The sequence below is a fragment of the Collinsella sp. AM34-10 genome (assembly GCF_003469185.1).
Lineage (GTDB): Bacteria > Actinomycetota > Coriobacteriia > Coriobacteriales > Coriobacteriaceae > Collinsella.
Window position 1 is genome coordinate 59,195 of sequence record NZ_QSIL01000002.1, and the last position, 20,177, is coordinate 79,371.

Below are 20,177 nucleotides of genomic sequence, written 5' to 3' on the forward strand. Positions count from 1 at the left end.
CAAATGGAGCACTTGCAGCGTCGAGACGAAACGCGGTTTGGTAAAACCGCGTAAGGTGACTATGTTTAAGAGGTTTCTTTCGTATTACAAGCCCCAGATGGGGCTTTTTGTTGCTGATACTCTTTGTGCTCTGGTGCTTGCCGCCATTGACCTGGCGTTCCCCATTATCTTGCGCAATCTGACCGGCGGGCTCTTTACCCAGGGTCAGGCTGCTATTATGCAGGCGCTCGGTATGATCGCGGTGGGACTGGTGCTGATGTATGTCATCCGCTGCGCCTGCCGCTACTTTGTGAGCTATTGGGGCCACGTGATGGGCGCGCGCATGGAGTCCAAGATGCGCGAGGACCTGTTCGATCAGTACGAACGGTTTAGCTTTGCGTACTTCGATCGCAACAGCTCGGGCGATATGATGAGCCGCGTGGTCAATGACCTGTTCGATATCTGCGAGGCGGCGCACCACGTGCCCGAATGGATCATTATTTGCGGCATCGAGATTATCGGCTCGTTTGTGATTCTGTTTACCATCGCGCCGGTGCTCGCACTCGCCATGGCTGTGGTGACGGTGGTGTTCGCGGTCATTATGTTTTGGCAGAATATGCGTATGCGCGAGGTCTTTAGCGATAACCGCAAAAAGATTAGCGGCATCAACGCGCAACTGCAGGATTCGCTGGCGGGCATGCGTGTGGTCAAGAGCTTTGCCAATGAGCAGACCGAGCGCTCTAAGTTTCGTGCCTCGAACAATCGCTACCTTTCGTCCAAGGAGAACATGTATCACGCCATGGGCGTCTATACCGCGACGTATGGCCTGCTCTCGGGCGTGCTCTATGTGATCGTGGTGCTGCTGGGCGGTTGGCTCGTTGCCCAGGGTCAGCTGCAGGCGGTCGATATGGCAACCTTCGCGCTCTACATTTCGCTGTTCTGCACGCCGCTCGAGACGCTCGTCAATTCGGCCGAGACGTATCAGAAAGCCATCGCCGGCTTTAAGCGCATGGATGAGGTACTCTCGACTGTCCCCGATATTCAGGATAAGCCGGGTGCTGAGGACCTGCAGGTGACGGCTGGTGCCGTGGAGTACCGCAACGTGTGCTTTAACTACGAGGATGTTGAGCTCGGCGAGGGCGGCGCCGACGGACGCCCTGTTATCGACCATATGGATCTGTCCATTCGGCCCGGTCAGACCATCGCTTTGGTTGGTCCCTCGGGTGGCGGCAAATCGACGACTTGTTCGCTGCTGCCGCGCTTTTACGACGTTGCCGCCGGCTCCATTAGCATCGACGGCCAGGATGTGCGCGACGTGACGCAGCATAGTCTGCGCCGTGCCATCGGCCTGGTGCAGCAAGATGTGTACCTGTTTGATGGAACGATCGGCGAGAACATCGCCTACGGCAAGCCGGGCGCCACGGCAGAAGAGATTGCCGAAGCGGCCCGCCGCGCCAATATTGATACCTTTATCGAATCGCTTCCGCAAGGCTACGACACCGTGGTGGGCGAGCGCGGCAGCCGTCTTTCGGGTGGTCAAAAGCAGCGCGTCGCCATCGCGCGCGTTTTTCTCAAGAATCCCAAGATCCTTATTTTGGATGAGGCGACGAGTGCCCTGGATAACGAGAGCGAGGAAGCGGTGCAGGAGTCGCTCGAAGAGCTGGCACGCGGCCGTACCACGATCATCATCGCCCACCGTCTCTCGACTATTAAGCATGCTGACGAGATTGCGACCGTTGAGCATGGTCGCGTTGTGGAACGTGGCACGCACGAAGAGCTTCTCGCCCGTGGCGGCACCTATGCCCGTTACTATCGAATGCAGTTCGAAGGTGCGCGTGCGCACGAGCTCGACTGATTGATATGACAGGAAGATCATGGCTGATAAGAACCCTTTGACTCCGGAAGAAGTGACGGAGTTATTCTCCGAAATCGATGCATCCGGCGTCTTGGATCCTACGCTCGCCAAAAAGCGCACCGAGCGCATGCGCGAGAAAGAGGCCGCCGTCAAGCGCGGCGACAAGGCGACGCTGGCGCGGCTGCGCAGCGAGGATCGCGCGAGCCAGGCAAAACATATCGACCCGCTGTCTGAGGACGACCCTTCGGGCTCGCAGGTGAGCCATACCATTACGAAGACCGCCATGGCCGTGGTTATCGGCATTTTGGTGCTGATTGTTGGCATGCAGATTGGCTACGGCGTGATGCGACGTCTGAATACCGCGAACCTTTCCGAAAGTGTTTCGGTGGATACCGTTTCGACCGCGCTCAAGGGTGGACTTGAATGGGGCAATGGCTTTACGCAGTTCCCGCTCGATTTTACCGTCGACGAGGCAGATGAGCGCACGGGCACGGTTGAGGTGACGGTGCTGGACACGTCTTCTGCCAATGAGCTCGAGCTGCTGTCCAACGGTCAGATTCAGGCGGCGGCGCTCGCAACCAACGCCCTGCTCAACGACAAGATCGACCGTGTGGTGTATAACGTTCACGCCTATATCGACGAGGACAGCAGGATCCAGCATGATTCCTTCTTTGGCATGTTTCCTGCTCAGGGGCACCAAAGCGCCATCCTGACGTTCGTTTGGACCAAGAGCTCGTCCAACGCCACGAGTATCGACTGGAAGATGCGCATCGTAAGCATGGACGACACCATTGCCGAGCGCATTCAAAAACAGGTCAACTCGGTTTCATCGCTGATCGAGGACCCGGTGGTGAGCCAGACCAAGATCACGGAGGAGCAGGCCGAGCGCGATCTTGAGCATCGTCTGCACGGTCGAGAGATCTTCCGCGGCGGAAAGCCCGATCGCACGCCGTCCGAGCTGCTGGAGCAGGACAAGCAAAAGTAGTCCGCAGCCACATAGAACGATGCCATCCCGCGTGAGCCGCAAGCCCACGCGGGATGATTTTTCTGGGACGGGGATTAAAAAATCATTCTGTCATGTATGCAGTTGGCGACAAAGCCCTGCTCTCAGAATAATTTTTTAATCCCCGTCCCAGAAAAATCATTATGCACAGGAAGTCATAATTATCATTTTGTAAACAATTCTATGTAATTAATGCCATGGGCGATGCTTGCGGTTAGAATACCGCGAGGCCTAACTACACACCTTTAAGCCGGTCCTGTGAGACCGGGAAGGAGAACTATGGCGAACAACCATATTGCGGGCGCTGCCGCCCGCACCGTCGCGCCCAGCGAGCTGTGCCAGCGTATGCTGGCTAAAACCAGCAAGGGCACCTGCGGTCCCTGCATCCTGTATCTTGAGGATGGGACCATTTTTTATGGCCGTGCATGCGGTGCCGAGGGTACCGCAACCGGCGAGGTCTGCTTTAACACGTCGCTCGAGGGCTACTTTGAGGTCATGACCGACCCGAGCTATGCCGGCCAAATCGTAACCATGACCTATCCGCAGATCGGCAACTACGGCATTGACGAGACCGATGTCCAGTCGGCCTTCCCCGGCGATACCGCTCGCCCCGCGAGCGCTCCCGCCATGCGCGGCATGGTCGTCCACGACATGTGCGCCACGCCTTCTAACTGGCGCTCGACCGTCAGCGTGCCGGAGTACCTGCGTGCACACGGCATCGTCGCTATCGAGGGCGTCGACACCCGCGCTCTCGTGCGCCACCTGCGCGACAACGGTTCCAAGATGGGCATAATCTCGACGGAGATCTTCGACGTCGACGAGCTTGCCGAGCGCCTGTCCGCCGCGCCTACGCTGGTCGGCGAGAACCTGGTCAAGACCGTGAGCTGCCCTGAGCCCCATGCCTTTGCTGCGAACGACCTGCCCACTACGCATGACTTTGCGCTTGCCCCTGCCGCTCCTGCCCGCCACAAAGTGGTCGCCTACGACTGCGGTGTCAAGCGCGGCATCCTGGAGGGCCTGGTCCGTGCTGGCTGCAACCTCACCGTCGTGCCGTGGGATACACCCGCGCGTCAGGTGCTCGACATGAATCCCGATGGCGTCTTTTTGTCCAATGGCCCCGGCGACCCCGATGCCGTGGTGGAGACCTACGAGCAGGTGCAGCAGCTGATCGGCAAGGTGCCGGTCTTTGGCATCTGCCTCGGTCACCAGATGATCAGCCTGGCGTGCGGCGCCCAGATGGAAAAACTCAAATTCGGTCATCGTGGTGGCAACCAGCCGGTTATGAATTTGGTCAGCCGCCGTGTGGAGATCACCGCGCAAAACCACGGCTTTGGCCTGTTGTTCCCCAGCTTGGGCAAGCTTGTCCCCAAGCTTTCGGGCGGCGAGACCGAGCACGCGGCCGATGGCGATCTGCGCGTCTGGGTACGCCGCGGTATCGCGCCGGTCGTGATGAACGAGCGCTTCGGCCGCATTCGCCTGACGCATGTGAATCTCAATGACGGCACCGCCGAGGGTATTCAGCTGCTCGATGCGCCGTGCTTCTCGGTCCAGTACCATCCCGAGGCCTCGCCCGGCCCCACCGATGCCCACTATCTCTTTACCGCCTTTACGCGACTCATGGACGGCGAGGAGAACTATCTGGACATCGATACCGCCAAGGACCGCCTTGCCGGCTGGAATTTCGCCGACGATGGTTCCGCCGTTCTACCGAACGGCGGACCGGTCGACGCTGCGGCTGCATCTGGCACATCATCTTGCCGTTCTGCTTCGGACGCGCGGGCATAAGCCCAGCGCGCCCTCGCATCACGGCAACTTGATGCACCAGCTGCACCCTCGCTGACTTTTTCAAAATATTGAGTCAGCCTCTCTAGGAGGTTTTAAACATGCCTAAACGTACCGACATCAAGCGTATCCTCGTCATTGGCTCGGGCCCCATCGTCATTGGCCAGGCCTGCGAGTTCGATTACTCCGGCGCCCAGGCCTGCAAGGTGCTCAAGGAGGATGGCTTTGAGGTCATCCTGGTCAACTCCAACCCGGCGACCATTATGACCGACCCGGGTCTTGCCGACCGCACCTATGTCGAGCCCATCACCGCCGAGTTTATCGAGCGCGTGATCAAGAAAGAGCGCCCGGACGCGCTGCTGCCCACACTGGGCGGCCAGACCGGTCTGAACGCCGCCGTCGAGCTGGCGAAAGACGGCACGCTCGACAAGTACGGCGTCGAGATGATCGGTTGCGACCTGGCCGCCATCGAGCGCGGCGAGGACCGCAAGCTCTTTAACGAGGCCATGGCCGAGATCGGCCTGGAGGTCGCGCGCTCGGGCTACGCCTATAGCGTGGCTGACGCCGAGGCCATCGCCGAGCGCGTGGGCTATCCCTGCGTGCTGCGTCCGAGTTTTACCCTCGGCGGTGCCGGTGGCGGTATCGCGCATACCCACGAGGAGCTCGTCTCCATCGTGAGCCAGGGTCTTGAGCTTTCGCCCGCCCACGAGGTGCTGGTCGAGGAGTCCATCGAGGGCTGGAAAGAGTACGAGATGGAGGTCATGCGCGACCACGTCGGCAACGGCATCATCGTGTGCTCCATCGAGAATCTCGACCCCATGGGCGTGCACACCGGCGACTCCATCACCGTGGCGCCGGCGCAGACGCTCTCCGACCTTGAGTATCAGCGCATGCGCGTGGCCTCGCTCGCCATCCTGGAGAAGATCGGCGTCGAGACCGGTGGCTCCAACGTGCAGTTTGCCGTGAACCCCAACACCGGTCGTTTGATCGTCATCGAGATGAACCCGCGCGTGAGCCGTTCGTCCGCGCTGGCCTCCAAGGCCACGGGTTTCCCCATCGCCAAGGCCGCCGCGCGCCTTGCCGTGGGCTACACGCTCGACGAGATCGTCAACGACATTACCAAGGCAACGCCTGCCTGCTTTGAGCCCACGATTGACTACTGCGTGGTCAAGGTGCCGCGCTTCGCCTTCGAGAAGTTCAAGGGTACCGACCCCACGCTCACCACGCGCATGAAGGCCGTGGGCGAGATCATGGCGATCGGCCGCACCTTTGAGGAGGCCTTTGGCAAGGCCATGCGCTCACTGGAGGACGGGCATCAGGGCATCTGCGCCGGTGGCAAGGAGGGTGCCGACAAGCTGAGCGACGACGAGCTCGCTCAGGCCGTGGCAACCCCGACCGAGCACCGCATTTTCTTTGTGGTCGAGGCCCTGCGCCATGGCTGGGATGTCGCGCGCATCCATGCCATCTGCGGTATCGATCCGTGGTACCTCAACCGTATCAACGACATGGTGCAGGTCCAGGAGAGCATCCGCGGCCTGCGTGTGGAGGATATCGACGCCGACGCGATGCGCCTGCTCAAGCAGTACGGCACGAGCGATGCCGAGATTGCCGCGCTGACCGGCTCGGACGAGCGCTTTGTGCGCGCCTATCGCAAGGGTCTGGGCGTGGTTCCCAGCATGAAGACGGTCGATACCTGCGCGGCCGAGTTCTCGAGCGCCACGGAGTACCACTACAAGACGTACGAGAACATCTACCGCACGAGCCCAGATGCCAAGAAGTGCGTGGCTCCCGACGAGACCACGCCGGCGGACAAGCCCAAGGCGATGATCCTGGGCGCCGGCCCCAACCGCATTGGCCAGGGTATCGAGTTCGATTACTGCTGCGTGCACGCGAGCTACGCGCTGGCGGCCCGCGGCTTCGAGACCATCATGGTCAACTGCAACCCCGAGACCGTCTCGACCGACTACGACACCTCGGACCGCTTGTACTTTGAGCCGCTCACCTACGAGGACGTCATGGACGTTATCGATGTTGAACGCCCCGACGGCGTCGTGGTGACGCTCGGCGGCCAGACCCCGCTTAAACTGGCGCGCATGCTCGAGGAGAGCGGCGTGAACATTATGGGCACCAAGCCCGACGCCATCGATTTTGCCGAGGACCGCGAGCGCTTCGCCGCCCTGCTCGACAAGTTGGGCATTATGTATCCGCCGGCGGGCCAGGCAACCTCGTTTGAGGAGGCCGAGGCCGTGGCCGCGCACATCGGCTACCCGCTGCTGGTGCGTCCGAGCTACGTGCTGGGCGGCCGCGGCATGATGATCGCCTACGATGCCGAGCATCTGCGCGATTACATGGCAGAGGCTGCGCGCATCAGCCCCGACTACCCGGTGTATCTGGACCGCTTCCTGGAGGGCGCAATCGAGTCCGATGTCGACGCCCTGTGCGATGGCGAAGAGGTATACATCGGCGGCATCCTGGAGCATATCGAGGAAGCCGGTATTCACTCCGGCGACTCCGCGACCTGCATCCCGCCGTTCAGCTTTAGCGAGAGCCTGCAGGCGAAGCTCCGCGAGACCACGCGCCGCATCGCGATGGCGCTGGGAGTCCGCGGTCTGGTCAACGTGCAATATGCCATCAAGGGCGAGACCGTCTACGTGATCGAGGCCAACCCGCGCGCCAGCCGTACCGTGCCGTTTATCTCCAAGGCCACCGGTGTGCCGCTGGCCAAATGCGCGGCGCGCATCATGGCAGGCGATTCCATCGCGAGCTTGGGCCTGCCGAGCGACGAACGTCAGCTGGACTGGTTCTGCATGAAGGAAGCCGTCATGCCCTGGGGTCGTTTCCCGGGTGCCGACGTTATCCTGGGGCCCGAGATGAAGTCGACCGGCGAGGTCATGGGTATCGCCAAGAGCTATCCCGAGGCATACGCCAAGACGCAGCTGGCGATCGACTACAACCTGCCCGACCCGAGCGCCGGCAAAGTGTTCATTAGCGTGTGCGACCGCGATAAGCGGCATATTCTTTCGGTCGCCCGCATCCTGCGCTACCTGGGCTTTGACATCTGCTCCACCGAAGGCACGGCGCGCGTGCTGCGCGGCGGCAACGTGACGTGCGAGATCGTGGAAAAGATCAGCGGCCCGCACGACGGCGAGCGCCCCAACATCGGCGACCTCATCGCCGATGGCAAGATTGCGGTAATCATCAACACGCCGTACGGTCCGGGTTCGCGCGGCGACGGCTACCTGCTGCGTACCGAGGCGGTGCGCCGCGGCGTAACCTGCGTGACCGCGATGTCCGCTGCCAACACGTACGTGAGTGCCATCGAGGCGGTGCGCGAGGACCAGCAGGGTCACGGCAGCGCCAACGACATGGGCATGGACGTCATCGCCCTGCAGGACCTGCCGCAGCACACGGTGTAGGTTGAGCTGGCCGGCCGGGGCGGAGGGGGCTGAGTTTCCCCCTCCGCCCCGGCCTGCGGTGACTTGGCTGCACCGTGTGCTGCCGAAGGGGCTTTGCGCGATGACTAGGGCTGAATAAAAAGTGAGTGTGGGCGCCGTCGTTCGTTTGAACGACGGCGCCCACGTTTTGGATTTATTGGGCTGTGGCGGTGAAGGTTGTTTTGTCGGCGGCGATGTGCACGTGCAGCTTTGCCTGACCGTCGCAGCTGATGAGCACGCCTACCTCGAACGGGGTTCCCGTCTTGTCGTAGGTCGAACGCACGATGCGCATCGCCGCCTTACCGGTGTTCTGTCCCAAAAGGCGCGCCTCATGCTTGTCGAGGTTGACCGTCTCGTAGACGGCATCGACACTTGCGGGCAGGATGCCGGTCTTTTCCGCGATGTAGGCGTAGAGCGAGCCATCCACGTCTTTGCGTGTGAGCTCGGGGCAAAGTGACACGGGGATATAGACGTAGTTGAGCTCCATGGGTTTGTCGTTGGCGAGACGCAGGCGGCGAATCTCCCAGACGGGTGTCCCTTCGGGCACTTTGAGCCCGGAGGCGATGCCGCGGACGGCCGGTATGCTTGAAAAGGCGAGAATCTGCGAGCTCGGAACCCGTCCCGCTTCCTGCATCCGCGCGCTGAAATTCAGGGCCAGGTCGATGCCGGGTGCTGAGGTTTGGGGTTTGATGAACGTGCCCTGCCCACGTTTGCGCACCACGCGCCCCTCGATGACGAGATCTTGGAAGCAACGGCGCACGGTCGCGCGCGATAACTCTAGCCGCTCACAGATTTCGAGCTCGCGTGGCAGCGGCGTCTTGGTGTCGAACGCCTGGCTGGCGATAAGTAGGGCGATTCGATGTTTAAGTTGGACATAGAGCGGCGTATCACCGCTGCGGTCGAAGGGTTCGGAGGCGAGAAACGAGATCATATCCATGGGGTACCTCCATGTCGTGGGCGTACGTGACATGGTCTGACACTGCGGGGCAAACCGGAGATGCCAGGCCCGATTCTTGCTGGTATGTATGGTGCATAAGGAACATAAAACATTTATCAGGCAATCTACCTGCTATTTTAAAAATAATTAGAAGAAAAAATAATTTAGGCACAAAAATAGTTCCTACCGTTAACCGATGAATAGTTGCCGTTCGCAACTATTTTCTTGTACCGAACATGCCCCGGCGCAACAATAATCTCAGCAAAAAGCAAAGCCGTGCGACACACGGCAGGTCGAGAGGAGACCGCATGCGGTATCTGGTAATGGTCAGTCACGGAACGCTCGCTCCCGGACTGCACAGTGTCCTCAAGATGCTCGGCAATGACGCCCCGAACATCTTGTCGACGAGTCTCGTGGACGGCATGGGCGCTGACGAGTATGTCGAGAACGTCAAGGCGATGCTCGCTCCCGTTACCGCCGATGACGAGGTTGTCCTGCTTGGTGACATCCTGGGCGGATCGCCGCTCACCAATGCCATGAACACGCTGGCCGAGAAGGGCCTGCTCGCCCACACCATTGCCTTCGGCGGCATGAACCTGCCCATGGCTATGACCGCCATGATGGGGCTTGCCACCATGGACCTGGATTCCCTCAAGCAGATGATGCTGCAGGAGGGCAAGAACGGTATGTCCGAGCTCGTTGTCCCGACCGATGACGCCGATGACGAGGACGACGACATCTAGGCAGCGCATCCGCCCAATTTTTTGTGATGGAGCGGGGGTTAAGAGGAAAGACCCCCGGTGATAAGGAAAGGGAGAACGCATGATTTCGTTCATCCGTATTGACGACCGCATGATCCATGGACAGACCGTTACCCGTTGGGCCCTCGAGTATCCCTGCGACGGTCTTATCGCCGTCAACGACGCTGCAGCGTCTAACCCCGTGCTCAAGGAGGCCTACAAGAGTGCCTCGGGCAAGAAGACGTTCGTGTGGACCAAGGAGCACTTTAAGGAGGTCTCCGAGAAGGTTCTCAAGTCCGACACCAAGTACTTCCTGATCACCAAGAACCCGCTCGACATGAAGGAACTTCTCGTCGATTTTGGCTTTAAGCCCGGCATGGACCGCATCATCGTCGGTCCCTGCAACGATCGTCCCGGCACCACCAAGCTCGGCAACAACCAGTCGATCACGCAGGAAGAGGCCCAGGCGCTCGAGGATCTCACCAACGCCGGCTACACGGTCGAGTTCGCCCTTATCAAGGAGAAGTCCATCGGTGAGTGGCCCAAGTTCCGCGGTCAGTTTGGCTTCTAGTTAGGCGCCAGCCGCATTTTGGTATCTACAGCCCTTGGTGAAAGGGGCTGAGGAATAAAGAAAGGGGAAAGCATGGCAATCAATGCATTCCAAGCCGCGCTGTTCGGCCTGTTCGCCTGCCTGGCATCACTGCCTGGCATGGGCGGCACGACGATCGGCAACTACACTCTGGGTCGTCCTCTGGTCGCCGGCCTCATCGTCGGCATCATCATGGGCGATATGCAGACGGGCATCCTCGTCGGCGCTGCCATCCAGGTTGTCTACATCGCTCTCGTGACCCCTGGCGGAACCGTCTCCGCCGACGTCCGCGCCGTGTCCTATATCGGCATCCCGCTGGCGATCCTCGCCATCAAGAACTCGGGCATCGATCCCGCCTCCGCTGAGGCTGCCGGCATGGCCGCATCCCTCGGTGCCGCCGTCGGCACGCTCGGCACTGTGCTCTTCTATGGCACCGCCACCATCAACCTGGTGTGGCAGGGCATGGGGTGGAAGTGGCTCGAGAAGGGCGATCTCCACAAGCTCTACCTGGTCAACAACGTTCTGCCTTGGATTGGTCACATCGTCTGCTCGTTCCTCCCGACGTTCATCATCACCATGGGCGGCACCGCCATGGTCGACCTCATGAAGACCTACATGCCCATGGACGGCATCGCGATGAAGACGCTGTTCACCGTCGGCTCGCTGCTGCCTACCGTCGGTATCGCCATCCTGCTCAAGCAGGTCATCTCCAAGCCGACGGACTTCCTCACGTTTTTCTTCGGCTTCACCCTGTCCGCTGTCATGGGGTGCAACCTGATTGCCGCTGCCGGCATCGGCTGCTTCTTCGCCCTGATCAACTATGAGATCGCTTCGCTCAAGATCGACCTCGCAAACGCTCCCAAGGCAGCTATCGCCTCGGGCTCCGATGATGAGGAAGAGGAGGACATCTAATGGCAGAGAAGAAGAAACTCTCTAAGAAAACGCTTGCCAAGTCGTTCCGCAACTGGTCCTATGGCAACCTGACTTGCTTCTCGCAGGAGCACATGCAGACCTTCGGTTACCTGTGCGCCATGCTTCCGATCGTCGAGGAGCTCTACGACACGCCCGAGGAGCAGAAGCAGGCCCTCCAGACCTACTCCGCGTTCTTCAACACCGAGCCGCAGATCGGCACCATGATTGTCGGCGTCACCGCCGGCCTCGAGGAGGCTCGCGCAAACGGCGAGGCCATCGATGACGACGCCATCAACGGCATCCGCGCCGGCCTCATGGGCCCGCTCGCCGGCCTTGGCGACTCGCTGATCGTCGGTACCCTGATCCCGATTCTGCTCGGTATCGCCCTCGGTCTCTCGACCGGCGGCTCTCCGCTCGGCGCCATCTTCTATATTGTCGTGTGGAACCTGCTCATGTTCCTTGGCATGCGCTTTGCCTACAACCAGGGCTATGAGCTCGGCGGCAAGGCGGTCGAGGCCCTCGTTGGCCCCAAGGCAAAGGCTCTTCGCGATTCCATCGTGATGGTCGGTACCATGGTCATCGGTGCCGTGGGCGCAACTTGGGTCTCCATCACCTGCAGCCCCAACCTGGTGCTGCCCGGTGGCGGTAAGTTCCAGGACACGCTCGATGGCATCTATCCGCACCTGCTGCCGATGATCTTCATCATCTTCTGCTGGTACATGATGACCAAGAAGAAGGTCAACCCCATCGTTATGATGCTGATCCTCGTTGTGATCGCATTTGTGGGCGTTCTCATTGGCTTCTTCGACCCGGCACTGAGCTACTAGTCATCATCCCCTGGCCCCCTGTAAGGCCGTGCGGCCTCAACCGCACGGCCTTCTGATTTTGCGCCGCCCTTCAAGGGCAATATGGCCAGCGACCTCCATCGCCTACACGACACCCGCTATATTGCTCTTGAAAGATGACGTATTCGAAAAACGATGTACTTGCACATGATGCACACTTTGCATGAGGAGGACCATATGCACGAGAAACATGGACACGACCTTTCGCGCGACGACTTGATTCGCGAGGCAAAGATGCAGACCGATGCTATTCAGCGGCTCAACGTTTGGCTGCGCCTGGGCTATTCGCTCGTGGCGATTGGCTTTTTGATGGGGATGTGGGGTATGCAGGGCGGCCCCGGCTGGGGTGTCCCCGTGGGCATCGTGTGCCTGGTGGTGGGCACTCCGCTTTCGATCGTGCTTAAGGTCGGCACGACCAACGCCAAAAAGAATGTCGAGCGAATGCTCGAGGCCGCTGGTGTCGACGTTGAGGAGCTTATGCGACGCAAGAAGGACGAGCAATAGACTTCCGCGTTGGGGTATCATAAATAATTGTTGCGAATGTTAACTAATGTACGGCAAATGACGGTTTTATGGCCCTTCTAGAGTTGCAAAGGACAATATCCCCAGTGGATTACGATGACGTCGCTCGAAAACTGATTGTGTATTCACGTTCCCTTGCCAAGGGATCCTTGAGTGCTGCCGGCGGCGCCAGTGTGGGCGAGGCACCGGTTTTACAGTATCTATCGGGTATTGACGGTGATGTCATTCCCTCCGAGATTGCCAAGAAGCTGAAATTCTCCCGTGCGCGCATGTCGCATATCTTGGATTCACTCGAGAGCAAGGGTTACGTTCAGCGCAGGACCGATCCAAACGATCGTCGGCGTGTGCTGGTGAGCATCACCGAGGAAGGCCGTGATTTCGCGGCGAAAAAAAATGCCGAGAGTGTGGCATCGCTCTCGAAACAACTCTCAGCGCTCGGCGAGCACGATGCCCAGGAGCTCGTGCGCATTCTGAATAAAGCCTATAGCCTTACCTATGATGCCAACGATTACCTGGACAATCTATAAGGATAAAGACAGACATTTAGGTGCATCATGAAATGCATCCGGGGCAATTGTGCCCATCAGCCACCGTCAACATTTCATTCCAAACAAAATCAGTCAACGTACGTCATGGCAATCCCCGGTAGGTTGCAGGATGGCGGCTGAGCCTTTCCCTCGGGAAACTTCGCGAAGCCCAGTTCCCGAGGGAAAGGTATGGTCTGTGTAATACCAGATAAACAGTACATTTTTGCTAGATTGGTATTTGACTGAAGAACCAATTGGTATTGCTTATTAAGCCCACCTTGCCGTTGACGCTTATTTTGCTGCCGCTGGGAGAATTCCGAACTTGGGTGCGCAAGTGCTCCCATATGCTGATATGACCTAGTAGGTGGCTATCTGGTTACTACCAGTTGGCCCCTTGGTAACGGGTGGCCCCCATTGTGCGGAATGTACCGAACATCTCCGTTTGATACGTTTTCCCATGCTGCCGGGGGGGGGGGCGTCCTCGGCACCTCAGCATGTCGGAAGAAAGGAGACCAGATGCGCAGGAATTCCATTTTTACGAAACGGTGGGTGAAGGGAAGCGCGGTCCTCGTTGCCACTGCAGCGACGCTCGTGTTTGCCAATCCCCAGCAGGCGATTGCCACGCCACTCAAGGGCGTCGACTCGGCGACCGTGTCCCAGTCTGCCTCGAATGTCGTCGACATCGATTTCGCTGACGGCATCAAGGGCCGTATTACGTTCCTCGAGGACGGTATTTTCCGTTATAACGTCGACCCCAAGGGTGAGTTTTCCGAGTACGCCACGCCGCGCAGTAAGTCCCACACGGCTAAGATCCAGGCTCAGCCCGATACCTCGGACACCTACAGCAAGCCGAGTGCGACGGTTGCCGACAAGGGCGACACTATCGAGATCACCGGCGGAAAGGCGACCGTGATCCTGGACAAGGCGACTGGCAAGATGAGTATCAAGTCAGGCGACCGTGTCGTGGTTTCCGAGTCCGCGTCCCTCGACCTTGATAAGAAGGGTACCGTCCAGACGCTCGCCAAGGAGAAGTCCGAGAACTTCTTTGGCGGCGGCACCCAGAACGGACGCTTCCTGCACACCAACCAGACCATCGCCATCTCCAACACGAACAACTGGACCGATGGCGGCGTTGCCTCGCCCAACCCGTTTTATTGGACGAGTGACGGCTACGGCGTGCTCCGAAACACGTTTGCAGAGGGTTCCTACGACTTCGGTTCCACGGACTCATCGACGGTCACGACTTTGCACAGCGAGAATGAGTTTGATGCCTACTACTTCGTGGCGACCAACGAGGGAGCTTCGAACGTGGCAACTGAGATGCTGCAGGACTACTACAAGGTGACCGGTAACCCGGTACTGCTGCCCGAGTACGGGTTCTACCTTGGTCATCTTAATGCCTATAACCGTGATGGCTGGTCAACGACCTCGGGTCAAAAGAAGTGGGAGACCAAGGGCAGCAAGTCCTCGAGCGAGAAGGGCGACGTTAAGTACGAGTCTGGCATGTCGACGGGCTACAAGCTCGACGGCACACTTGCGGCCGAGACGCTCAACGGTGAGGGCCCTACGGTTGATACCGAGAACATGAAAGCGACCGATTTCGACCGCCAGTTCTCTGCTCGGCAGGTTATCGATGACTACGAGGACAGCGACATGCCGCTCGGCTGGTTCCTGCCGAACGACGGCTACGGCGCCGGCTATGGCCAGAACGGTTACTACAAGACCGGCGGCGTCAACTCCGACGGAGCGAGCTCGGCCGACCGTCTTAACGCTGTGCGTGCCAACGTCGACAACCTTAAGAAGTTCACCGAGTATGCCAACTCAAAGGGTGTGAGCACGGGCTTGTGGACCCAGTCCAACCTTGAGCCCGACAGCAACCCTGAGACCCCGTGGCATCTGCTTCGCGACTTCGACGCCGAGGTCAAGACGGGAGGCATCACTACCCTTAAGACCGACGTTGCCTGGGTTGGATCTGGCTACTCCTTTGGTCTTAATGGCATCAAGACAGCTTATGACACGGTGACGACCGGCGCTAACAAGCGCCCCAACATCATCACGCTCGATGGTTGGGCCGGCACGCAGCGCTTTGGTGGCATTTGGACCGGCGACCAGTATGGCGGTAACTGGGAGTACATTCGCTTCCATATCCCCACGTATATCGGTCAGAGTCTTTCGGGCAACCCCAACATCGGCTCCGACATGGATGGCATTTTTGGCGGCGACCCCATCATCTCTGCGCGTGACTACCAGTGGAAGACGTTCACGCCCTCTATGCTCGACATGGACGGTTGGGGCACCTACCGTAAATCGCCCATGACGCACGGCGATCCCTACACAGGCATCTCGCGCTTCTACCTCAAGCTCAAGGCGCAGCTCATGCCCTATATCTACACGAGCGCGGCCTCGGCGGCCAACATCGACACGGGTAACGGCGATGCCGGCCTGCCCATGATCCGCGCCATGCTGCTTTCCGATAACTCCGAGTACGCCGCAAGCACCTCGACGCAGTACCAGTATATGTTCGGTGAGAACTTCCTAGTGGCACCGGTGTATCAGGATACCCAGGCAGACGAGAACGGCAACGACATTCGCAATGGGATTTACCTCCCCAACTACGGCACCGACGAGAATCCCACCATCTGGATCGATTACTTCTCGGGTAAGCAGTATCGCGGCGGCCAGGTTCTCAACAACTACGAGGCTCCGCTTTGGAAGCTGCCGCTGTTTGTGAAGGCCAACGCTATCGTGCCGATGTACGCCGAGAACAACAACCCCGAGGCCGTGAGCGACACCAACACCAAGGGTACCGACCGCAGCCAGCGTATCGTCGAGTTCTTCGCCACCGAGGGCGACGGCACCTTTACGCAGTACGAGGACGACGGCTCCTCCATCGAGAACAACACGACTGAGGACGATTCCTACGGTACGATCGACAATATCTCCTACGGTGAGCATGTGAGCACCGTCTACAGATCCAAGGCCGCAGGCGGCACCGCGACCTTTACCGCCGAAGCCTCGCAGGGTGGCTACAACGGCTACGACTCCAATCGCACCACGACCTTCGTGGCCAACGTGTCCGCCAAGCCCATGAGCGTCGTCGCCAAGAACGGCGGATCCGCGCTCAACGTGGTTGAGGTCGACTCGCAGGAGACCTTTGACACCGCGACCCCCGAGGCCGGCCAGGCGGTCTACTTCTACAGCGAGACCCCTAACCTCAACCACTACGGCAGCGATGTGGACGGCACCGAGGCCGAGCGGGGCGAGAGCTTTAACAACACCAAGATCACCACGAACCCCAAGGTCTACGTCAAGTTCGCGAAGACCGATGTTGCTGCGGCGGCGCAGACGCTCGAGCTGGGCGGTTTCGTGAACGCCGACGCCACGCTCACAGCCGATCGCCTCAACGAGAGCCTCTCCGCACCCACGAACCTTGCTGCCCCCGAGGACGTCACGACCCCAACGAGCATCAAGCTCACCTGGGGAAAGGTCGATGGTGCTACCTCCTACGACCTTAAGGTCGACGGCACCGTGTTCGCCGTGGGTGATGCGGCCGAGTTCACGCACACCGACCTCGCCTACAATAGCAAGCACACCTACCAGATTCGTTCGCGCAACGCCGAGGGCTACTCCGCCTGGAGCGATGTGCTCGAGGCGAACTCCGCACTCGATCCGTGGCGGAACGTCCCCGACGCCGAGCAAATCACCTGGGAGGGCTCACTTTACGGCAGCCATAAGGCCGAGCTCGCCTTCGACCATGAGTTCCAGTCGGGCGACGGCGGTTTCCACTCCGGTGGCAACGATCTGGGCAAGGCGCTTACCGTTGACTATGGACGCGCTTACAAGCTCGATAAGCTCGAGTACTATCCGCGCGATGACGCCGGCAACGGCACTGTGACCAAGATGCGTGTTGAGACGAGTCTCGATGGCGTCCACTGGACGAGCCAGGAGGTCGATTGGGCACGTTCCGCTGATTGTAAGACGGTAGCGTTTGACGGCACCGTGGCCGCCCGTTACGTGCGCATGACACCGCTCGCCTCGGTCGGCAATTTCTTCTCCGCGTCCGAGATTGCCATCTACAAGACCGACGGCACGGATGGCTTCGCCGTGGGCTCCAACCTCAACAAGGCCACGATCTCCGACGGAGACTACTCCAACATGAAGAACTATCTGGGCCTCGAGAATCGCGAGCCCGATACCCCGACGTTCGGTTCGCAGATCCGCGACCACTTCGCCGACCTCAACGATAACGGCGTTTACGACGTCTACGATTACTCGTTCACCATGGCGGGTCTTGACGGCGGCACTAAACAAAAGGGCAAGGTCGCAGGTTCGCTCGCGGTGATTCCGAGCAAGACCGAGGTCGAGGCCGGTGATGAGATCACCGTTGATGTCTATGCGGCCGACGCCAAGAACGTCAACGCCCTGGGCGCTCTCGTCAACTTCAAGAGCGACCAGTTCGAGTTTGTGTCCGAGAGCATCGCGCAGGACGGCTCGACTGCCGGCATGGAGAACCTGTCTCGCGAGAAGGTCCAGTTCGCGGACAGAACGCAGACTATCAATCTCGCCTTTGCCAACCGCGGCGATGGCAAGCTCTACAACGGTACCGGCGCGGTGGCGAGTTTCAAGCTCAAGGCCAAGACCGCCGGCAAGGTCGAACTGCCCTCGACATCTTGGCTCATCGGTCCGGCATGCGACGCACTTGAGTTTGCGAGCGACGGCACGGTGACGATGCCGGATGTTCCTCAGCCAACGGTCGCCGAGTACGGTCAGGACGCCTTCAACATCACGATGACCAACGATGAGCTCACGACCGACGACGGGACCAACGTCGAGAAACTTATCCAGCAGAAGAGCTATAACGCGCTGTTCGATAATAACGAGGGCGACAACGGCTTTGAGTTCCTATGGAACTGGAGCGGCAACTGGGACAGCGAGGGTAAGCTTCCGAGTTACGTGAAGCTTCCCACCACGATGACATTCGCATTTAAGACGCCGTCGAAACTCGATAGTGTCGAGGTCGTTAACCGCAACGGCGGCAACGGAACCGTGCAGAAGATCAAGGCTGTCGTGACGTTCGAGGATGGCTCGACCCAAGAGTTCGCGGGCGGGGAGTACGATTCCTTCTTGGCTCGCTACGCCTTTGACCTCTCTGCCGAGAACAAGGGCAAGAAGGCGACCAAGGTCGAGGTCACGCCGCTTGAGGCATCGGGTGACCAGATGCTCACACTGCGTGAGGTCAACTTCAACTACACGCAGGGTGTCGAGGCCATCGAGGGTGTCGAGCTAGGCAAGAACCAGACCGAGTTCTTTGAAGGCGACATTACGCCCGTCGACGCCAAGGCTACGCCTGAGAGCGCTGGCTACCCCTATGTGACGGTCGAGAGCTCCGACCCCTCTGTGGTAAGCGTCTCCGCTGTTCAGGCTGGCGATAGCGTGAGCTACTACCTGCGTGCCAACAAGGCCGGCAAGGCAAAGATCACGGTGGCGTCGGTACTCGACCCCTCCAAGACCGCATCCTATGAGGTCGAGGTCAAGGCTGGTGTCGATACCTCTGCGCTCGTAGCAGCGCTTTCCAAGGCCGCGGGCTACAGCGAGTCCGTCTACACCAAGGATTCCTATGCAGCTCTCACCACTGCGGTCGAGGCGGCTCAGAAGCTCCTCGACAGCGGCCAGGGCAGCTATAGCAAGAAGGATGTCGCAGACGCCACAGCCAAGATCGAGAAGGCAATCGACGGCCTCAAGATGCGCCCTGTTGATGAGAAGATTCTCATCAACACGCCCGAGAACCGCAAGAACGTCAAGGTGGCCGGCTTCTCGAGTGAGGCCGACTACGAGGGCAGCAACGCCGTCAACGCTCTCGACGGCGACGAGCGGACGCTTTGGCACAGCGACTGGGCCCATGGGACCGGTATGCCCCAGTATCTGAGTGTCGACCTGGGCCGCGACTACGATCTCACCGACGTTACATTCCTGCCGCGCCAGGACGGCGGCACTAACGGCGATATCTTCGAGGCCGAGATACTGGTCTCCGACACTGCCGACGGTTATGAGAAGGGCACCGCCGCGTCGATGGGTACGTTCGCCTTCGACAACGATGGCCGCGTGCTCACCGACCGTGGCGACTGGAAACAGATGAGCTTTGGCGCCGCGCGCGGTCGCTACGTGACCGTCAAGGTGATTCACGCCGGCGGGGGCGACGTTGATGCCTACTGCAGCATGGCGGAGCTCAAGTTCTACGGTACGGCCGTCCCCGATCCGGTGGCGAAGGATGATCTCACTGCCGCGATCGAAAAGGTTGATGCCGAGCTTGCCGCCGGCGACCTCAAGGCCGGCGACTACACCGAGGCCTCCTGGACGGCGCTCGAGAACGCCCTGGCGAGCGCCCGCGCCATCTTGAGCGACGAGGATGCCACGCAGGACGAGGTCGACCAGGCGCTCAGGGCGCTCGAGAGCGCCCGCGACGCGCTCGAGAAGACCCCGGTGGTCCCGGTCGAGAATCCGACTAAGAAGCAGCTCAAGGCCCTGGTCAAGCAGGCGAAGGAGACTGACACCAGGGGCAAGACGGCCGAGTCTGTCAAGGCCCTGACGGATGCCATTACCTACGCCGAGGACGTCTTGGGTGATGAGAATGCTTCCGACACCCAGATCCAGGCGGCCTATAGCCAGCTCAAGCTGGCCATTGAGAGCCTCAAGGATGCCGATTCCGGCAACCAGGGCGGCTCGGGCAACCAGGGTTCCGGCAATGGCTCGAACGGCGGCAACCAGGCGGGCAAGCCCGCAGGCGACAAGGCCCAGGGCAGCAAGAAGAACGGTTCGGCGATTCCCAATACCGGAGACCAGACGGCGGCGACCGTCGCGACCGTCGGTGGTCTTGGCGCCATCATCGCCGCGATCGGCGCTTTCTTCCATCGTCGCAGCAAGGCTAAGTAGCCCCAGCAACAGCTAAGCAAGCGTGCCCGCCGTCCCACCCAAGGACGGTGGGCACGCTTTTTGAATGTAGGCAGAAAGCTCCGACCCTTCGGCCTTAATCTCGCAAAGCGTTCCGTCTCCCG

Annotated in this window: 12 protein-coding genes; 11 read left to right on the top strand and 1 reads right to left on the bottom strand. The window is 59.9% G+C overall.

Annotated features, from left to right (window positions below; all coding sequences use genetic code 11):
* Positions 1–61: 61 nt before the first annotated feature.
* The 4 genes from DW823_RS02455 to carB all read left to right on the top strand — a co-directional run bounded on the left by DW823_RS02455 (position 62) and on the right by carB (position 8,035).
* Entirely contained in the window at positions 62–1,834 is a 1,773-nt protein-coding gene (locus DW823_RS02455) for an ABC transporter ATP-binding protein (RefSeq protein ID WP_118080036.1), read from the top strand.
* Positions 1,835–1,853: 19 nt separating this feature from the next.
* Positions 1,854–2,819, top strand: a complete 966-nt coding sequence (locus DW823_RS02460; RefSeq protein WP_118080038.1) for a hypothetical protein — start codon at positions 1,854–1,856, stop codon at positions 2,817–2,819.
* Positions 2,820–3,116: 297 nt separating this feature from the next.
* Positions 3,117–4,622 carry a glutamine-hydrolyzing carbamoyl-phosphate synthase small subunit gene (gene carA, locus DW823_RS02470; protein ID WP_233542963.1) on the top strand — a complete coding sequence of 502 codons (1,506 nt, stop codon included), beginning with the start codon at positions 3,117–3,119 and terminating at the stop codon, positions 4,620–4,622.
* Positions 4,623–4,720: 98 nt separating this feature from the next.
* Entirely contained in the window at positions 4,721–8,035 is a 3,315-nt protein-coding gene (gene carB / locus DW823_RS02475; protein WP_118080040.1) for a carbamoyl-phosphate synthase large subunit, read from the top strand.
* Positions 8,036–8,207: 172 nt separating this feature from the next.
* On the opposite strand, the gene DW823_RS02480 is transcribed toward carB, so the two are convergent.
* Positions 8,208–8,990, bottom strand: a complete 783-nt coding sequence (locus DW823_RS02480) for a GntR family transcriptional regulator (RefSeq protein ID WP_158567248.1) — start codon at positions 8,988–8,990, stop codon at positions 8,208–8,210.
* A gap of 308 nt (positions 8,991–9,298) precedes the next feature.
* On the opposite strand from DW823_RS02480, the gene DW823_RS02485 reads away from it, so the two are divergent.
* From DW823_RS02485 to DW823_RS02515, 7 genes are all read left to right on the top strand, one after another.
* Positions 9,299–9,733, top strand: a complete 435-nt coding sequence (locus tag DW823_RS02485) for a PTS sugar transporter subunit IIA (RefSeq protein ID WP_089572603.1) — start codon at positions 9,299–9,301, stop codon at positions 9,731–9,733.
* Positions 9,734–9,812: 79 nt separating this feature from the next.
* Complete coding sequence (locus tag DW823_RS02490) at positions 9,813–10,301, top strand: PTS sugar transporter subunit IIB (protein WP_089572604.1); 489 nt, start codon at positions 9,813–9,815, stop codon at positions 10,299–10,301.
* A 72-nt stretch (positions 10,302–10,373) separates the two neighbouring features.
* Positions 10,374–11,231: a PTS sugar transporter subunit IIC gene (locus DW823_RS02495; protein WP_089572605.1), complete on the top strand. Its 858-nt coding sequence runs from the start codon at positions 10,374–10,376 to the stop codon at positions 11,229–11,231.
* Positions 11,231–12,058, top strand: coding sequence for a PTS system mannose/fructose/sorbose family transporter subunit IID (locus DW823_RS02500; RefSeq protein WP_117646152.1), 828 nt, complete (start codon positions 11,231–11,233; stop codon positions 12,056–12,058). Before DW823_RS02495 ends, DW823_RS02500 begins: the two co-directional genes overlap by 1 nt.
* Positions 12,059–12,253: 195 nt before the next feature.
* Entirely contained in the window at positions 12,254–12,580 is a 327-nt protein-coding gene (locus DW823_RS02505) for a hypothetical protein (protein ID WP_117646153.1), read from the top strand.
* 104 nt (positions 12,581–12,684) lie between these two features.
* The gene (locus tag DW823_RS02510) at positions 12,685–13,125 is read left to right on the top strand and encodes a MarR family winged helix-turn-helix transcriptional regulator (RefSeq protein WP_158567249.1); all 441 of its coding nucleotides are present in this window, start codon (positions 12,685–12,687) and stop codon (positions 13,123–13,125) included.
* Between the two features lie 516 nt (positions 13,126–13,641).
* On the top strand, positions 13,642–20,055 hold the full coding sequence (locus DW823_RS02515; protein WP_117817453.1) for a discoidin domain-containing protein: 6,414 nt from the start codon (positions 13,642–13,644) through the stop codon (positions 20,053–20,055).
* The last annotated feature ends 122 nt before the right edge of the window (positions 20,056–20,177 follow it).